This window comes from Cognatilysobacter terrigena, assembly GCF_004361065.1.
Taxonomy (GTDB): Bacteria; Pseudomonadota; Gammaproteobacteria; order Xanthomonadales; family Xanthomonadaceae; genus Cognatilysobacter; species Cognatilysobacter terrigena.
On record NZ_SELT01000047.1, the window covers coordinates 1 to 4,976 of the forward strand.

4 protein-coding genes and 1 pseudogene are annotated in these 4,976 nt (G+C 69.4%); 2 read left to right on the plus strand and 3 right to left on the minus strand.

Going from position 1 to position 4,976, the window contains the following annotated elements:
- Together EVS83_RS15195 and EVS83_RS15200 are read left to right on the plus strand one after the other, a co-directional pair.
- Positions 1–336, plus strand: a pseudogene (locus tag EVS83_RS15195) (class 1 fructose-bisphosphatase); the annotation flags it as partial.
- Between the two features lie 104 nt (positions 337–440).
- Positions 441–1,931: a sigma-54 dependent transcriptional regulator gene (locus EVS83_RS15200; RefSeq protein WP_133501999.1), complete on the plus strand. Its 1,491-nt coding sequence runs from the start codon at positions 441–443 to the stop codon at positions 1,929–1,931.
- On the opposite strand, the gene EVS83_RS15205 is transcribed toward EVS83_RS15200, so the two are convergent.
- From EVS83_RS15205 to EVS83_RS15215, 3 genes are read right to left on the minus strand one after another with little or no spacing between them, the layout of a single operon-like run.
- Positions 1,932–3,275, minus strand: a complete 1,344-nt coding sequence (locus EVS83_RS15205) for a transporter (protein WP_133502001.1) — start codon at positions 3,273–3,275, stop codon at positions 1,932–1,934. It lies immediately after the preceding gene.
- 25 nt (positions 3,276–3,300) lie between these two features.
- Positions 3,301–4,065 (minus strand): hypothetical protein, encoded by a 765-nt coding sequence (locus EVS83_RS15210; RefSeq protein WP_133502003.1) that lies wholly within the window; start codon positions 4,063–4,065, stop codon positions 3,301–3,303.
- 32 nt (positions 4,066–4,097) lie between these two features.
- On the minus strand, positions 4,098–4,778 hold the full coding sequence (locus EVS83_RS15215; RefSeq protein ID WP_166636933.1) for a C39 family peptidase: 681 nt from the start codon (positions 4,776–4,778) through the stop codon (positions 4,098–4,100).
- Between the last annotated feature and the right edge of the window lie 198 nt (positions 4,779–4,976).

A 4,976-nucleotide genomic window follows, 5' to 3' on the forward strand; every position in this document is an offset into this window, starting at 1 on the left:
GGCCCGCGCGGCAAGGACTTCAACATGCGCTGGGTGGCGTCGATGGTGGCGGACGTGCACCGCATCCTGACCCGCGGCGGCATCTTCAGCTATCCCCTCGACAGCAAGTGCGCGGCCAAGGGCGGCAAGCTGCGCCTGATGTACGAGGCCAACCCGATGGCGTTCCTGGTCGAGCAGGCCGGGGGCGCGGCCAGCACGGGCCGCCAGCGCATGCTCGAGGTCACCCCGACCGGCCTGCACATGCGCGTGCCGGTGTTCCTGGGCTCGAAGCGGGAAGTCGAGGCCGCCGTCCAGTACCACGCCGAGCACGACACCCGGGACGCCGCCGCGGCATGACGCGCCGACGGCCGGCAGCGTGAAGGCGGTCACAAAAGCTTGACCTGTCACGCCATCGGGCTACCTTGGTCGTCCGGTGCGTGGGGCGCCGACAGGAGTCGGACATGGCGGACGGTGGCGCGGGCCGCGACGTGGTCTACGTCGCGCGCGCGGGGCGAGGAACGCCCCCGGCGCGTTTGCAACAGTTGGGCTGGAAGGTGCAGTCGGCTACGGATGCGCGCGGTGCGCTTCGCATCGTGCAGCGGCGCGCGACGCACCCCTTCGCCGCGCTGCTCGACCTGCGCGACGGCTTTTCGGACACCGACTTCGCCGAGTTCGGGCCGGTGCTCGCGGCGAGCAACGTCGGCTGGGTCGCCGGCGTCACCACCGAGCAGCTCGGCGAGCCGGCGGTGCGTCGGCTCATCCGCGACTACTGCTACGACTACGTCACCCTGCCGTGCCCCGAGGGCGTGCTCGACACGGTGATCGGCCATGCGCACGGCATGGCGCGGCTGGCCTGCGAGTCCGCGGTGCGCCTGGCGCACGAAGGCCTCGAAGGCATCATCGGCGAAAGCCCCGGCATGAAGGCGCTGGCGCGCACGTTGTGCAAGGCCGCCAATACCGAAGCGCCGGTGTTCATCGCCGGCGAGACCGGCACCGGCAAGGAACTCGCAGCGCAGGCCCTGCACAGCCATTCGCGGCGCAAGGCCATGCCGTTCGTGGCCATCAATTGCGGCGCCATCCCGCATTCGCTGATCCAGTCCGAACTGTTCGGCTACGAACGCGGTGCGTTCACCGGCGCGCAGAACCGCAAGCTCGGCCGCATCGAGATGGCCAACGGCGGCACGCTGTTCCTCGACGAAATCGGCGACCTGCCGATGGAGAGCCAGGCCTCGCTGCTGCGCTTCCTGCAGGAGGGCAGCTTCCAGCGCCTCGGCGGTCACGACACGATCCGCGTCGACGTGCGCGTCGTCTCGGCAACCCACCACGACCTGCAGTCCGCGATCGCACAGGGCCGGTTCCGTGCCGACCTCTATCACCGCCTCTGCGTGCTGCGTCTGGCGCAGCCGCCGCTGCGCGAGCGCGGCCACGACATCGACCTGCTCGCCCAGCACGCGCTCTCGCGGTATTCGACCGAAGGCCAGCGCGTCATCAAGGGCTTCTCGCCCGACGCCCGACGCGCGCTGCATGCCTACGACTGGCCGGGCAACGTGCGCGAACTCATCAACCGTGTGCGCCAGGCCGTGGTAATGGCCGAAGGCCGGCTCATCACCGCGGCGGATCTCGGCCTGGGCGAAGTCGTCGCACCGACACCGCCGACGCTGGAAGAAGTACGCAACGACGCCACGCGTCGTGCGATCGAAGCCGCGTTGCGTCGCTGCCACGGTCGACTGGTCGATGCCGCGCGCGAACTCGACGTCTCGCGCGTCACGCTCTATCGCCTCATGCAGCGCTACGGCCTGCGCGACGACGGCAGCCAGGACGACAACGCGATGCCGCCGATCGCGCCGCCCATCACGCCGGTGATGGCGGTGACGGGCGGACGCCGTGCGACCGACCGCCGTACGCCGCCCGCGGCCGACCGTCGCCGGACGCGCGGGCTGTCGATCGCCTGATCAGAACGCGCGCGAACCGCGCAGCGAGAACACGAAGTTCGGCGCGTCGGGCGTGAGGCCCGCGGCCAGCTGGCCGTTAAGCGTCCAGCCCGACGGCAGCACGTAGCTCGTGCCGATGTTCAGCGTGGTCGCGTTGCTCGAGCTGCCCGGAATGCGGACCGACTTCGACTCCGGTGCGCGCGTATGCGTCGCCGCCTGCATCGCACTCGCGACGCTCAGGCTGATCGCCGCGCGATCGTTGAGCGCGATCGCGACGCCACCCGACAGGTTGAACATGTGGCCGAGGAAGACTTCCGCGGGCTGCACGCTGCCGACCACCGGGGAGATGTCGTCGAACGATTCGGGCCGATTCCAGGTGTAGCCGATGTTGCCGAACAGGATCACCGGATCGTAGGTGCGCAGCACGGACACGTTGCCGGTCGCGCTCCACACGCCGGTACCGGTCGGCAGCGTTTCCGGAACGTTGAGGTTGCTGTTGTTGCCGTCGGCCTGGATGACCTTGAGGCCGAACGGATCGTGGCCGGTCGGCGCGCGCACGCGCAGGCTGGCGACCACGTCCGGATGTGTCGCCGATTCCTTCACCAGCTGGTAGTACGCCGCCGCGCTCACGTCACCGATGCCGGTGGCGCGCACGTTCGTTTCGGTGAGCGAGCTGGCCGCGCCGCCCGCGCCACCGCTGACGAAGCGCGTCTCGCGCGCGACCCACGGAAGGTCCGCCTCGAGGCTGAAGCGATCGGTGATGCCGTAGCGACCGGTGACGTCGAGCGTCGCGATCGAGGCCTTGTTCTGGTCGATGTTGATCGTGCCGAGGAAGATCGCGTCGAGCGCGAGGAAACCGCTGAGCGTCAGCGCGCGGCGGTCGTAGTAGCTGTAGCTCATGCCCGCGTCGAGCGTGAACTTGCGCTCGAACAACGGCGCATGCTCGCGCACGACCAGCGTCTTCTCCTGCTGGCGACGCGCTTCGTCCTCGTCGCGCTGGGTCTGGCCGACCTGCAGGTTCGGGTCGGCCTGCTGCGGTTGCGTCGTCGACTTCTCGCGGGCGATGCGCGCGGTGTCGACCGGCGGCGGCACCGCCGTCTGCGGCCCACCTTCGCCGGCGACGCCGCGGCCGCGCAGTTGCTGCAGCTGCAGTTCTTCCACCTGTGCGCGCAGGCGCGCGATCTCCGCATCCTGCGCATCGATCTTGGCGGTGAGCGCGGTCAGCTTGGCGTCGACATCCGACGCCGCCAGGGGCACTGCACTTTGGGGATCGGCGAAGGCGGCGGGGCTGGCGAGCGCGAGGGCCAGTGCGGCGGGGAGGACACGGGCAGACAGGCGCGGTGAGCGCTTCAGATGCGACGGCATTCTTCGATCCTTGATGCGGCTGCGGTCAGTGGCGCAGTCCGGACGCGGCCGAAAGCGCCTGTTGGATGCCCAGCTGCTGCACCGCGGACGCCGGCATCGCCGTCGTCATCATCTGCAGATTCAGGGCATTGCTCGCGGTGAAGCCATCCCCGGCGATCTGCCCGATCTGCGTGATCCGGCCCGACGCGCCCGGCGTCACCTGCTGGCCGATGGTAGCGCCTGGCGCGACGAGTCCAAGCTGGACCCCGCCGCCGACGAAGCTGATCTGCGCCTGCAGCGTGCCGTCCTGGGCCTGCGCGCTCGACGCACCGTTGAAGCCCGACGGCGCCGCCGGGTTGGTCCCGAGCTGCACGACGGTCAGGTTGCCCATGCGATTGCCGTCGCCCGCGATCTGCGTGATCTGGCCGATGCCCTCGACGTGGATCTGCTCGCCGCCGGTCGCGATGTTGTTCGACGCCGGCGCATCGCTGCTGCCCGCCGCGGCGCTCGCGCGGCTGTCGACCTGCACGTCGTAACCGCCGTGGTCGTTGCGCTGCACATGGAGCGAGCCGACCGCGGTCGCGGTGCCGCCCTGCGCGGTCGCGAGCGTCGACACGAGGTCGATGCGCACGCCGACGAGCATGTCGGTGCCGTCGTACTTGCCGGTCAACTTGCCGAGCGCGGCGTCGTCGACGACTTCCACGCGCAGCGGTGCGGTGGGAGAAGAAGGGGGCAGGGCGAACGCCGGGCCGGCGGACGCCGCTGCCACGAAGGCCATGAAAACAGCATGGGAGAGGCGGCGGAGTTTCATGGGTCCCTCGATTCGAATCGGTCCATCGATGCTCAGAACAGGTCGGCGCGGACGAGGCCGAGCTCGACCACCGGCACCGGCATCGACGCCTCGACCACCGCATCGCCGCGGCGCGCGAGCGCGACCGACTGGCGACCGTTGACGAGATACGAGTTCTCGAGCGGCTTGTTGCCGACCACTGCGAGCACGATGCCGTTCCAGCCTTTGACGAAATCCTGCTCGTTCATCACGCGATGACCGAGCGCGGGGTCGGCGACGAAGACGCGCCCGGCCTGGGCGCCCTTCACCACCACGAAATGCTTGTAGCCGTGCAGATCGAGCAACGCGATCACCGGCATCTGCAGGCGATACAGCGCCGCCGCGTCGATGCGGAAGCCATGCGCGCGGAACCCGTCGATGCCTTCGACGTAGTGCTTCATGTCGAGCATCGAGAACCCGTTGCGCACGACCTCCTTGGGATCGTTGCCGACCAGCATGCTGCGGATCATGTGCGGCTCGTCGACTTCCATGCCGTAGCCGTAGCGCAGCACGCTGGCGAGCGCCGCGGAGCCGCAGCTGAAGTCGTACTGCTGGCGAACCATGTCGCGATAGCGCAGGTCACGCAGCGTCGTCACCGGTTTGTCGAGCGGCGCGCCGTCAACGATGTTCGCCATCGCCAGGTTCGAACCCGCATGCGCGGGCGCCGCGAATGCGGCGAACAATGCAACGGCCATCAGGAGCGGACTGCGCGACATGACTTCCCCGGAGAAGCGCGGTGGCCGGCGTGGGGTCCGGCCACCGCGTTGACGACGTGGAACAGGTGAAGCAGGTGGAACGAATTACGGACCGTCGACAGCCGAAGCGATCGAGAGACCGTTGTGCTGCGCGTTGCCGACGCCGGCGGCGACGTTCACGCCGATGTTGCCCTGCGC

Bases quoted from the DNA above. Each gene is read 5' to 3' on its own strand.
- EVS83_RS15200 (WP_133501999.1), top strand. From the start codon at position 441: ATGGCGGACGGTGGCGCGGGCCGCGACGTGGTCTACGTCGCGCGCGCG.
- EVS83_RS15205 (WP_133502001.1), bottom strand. From the start codon at position 3,275: ATGCCGTCGCATCTGAAGCGCTCACCGCGCCTGTCTGCCCGTGTCCTC.
- EVS83_RS15210 (WP_133502003.1), bottom strand. From the start codon at position 4,065: ATGAAACTCCGCCGCCTCTCCCATGCTGTTTTCATGGCCTTCGTGGCA.
- EVS83_RS15215 (WP_166636933.1), bottom strand. From the start codon at position 4,778: ATGGCCGTTGCATTGTTCGCCGCATTCGCGGCGCCCGCGCATGCGGGT.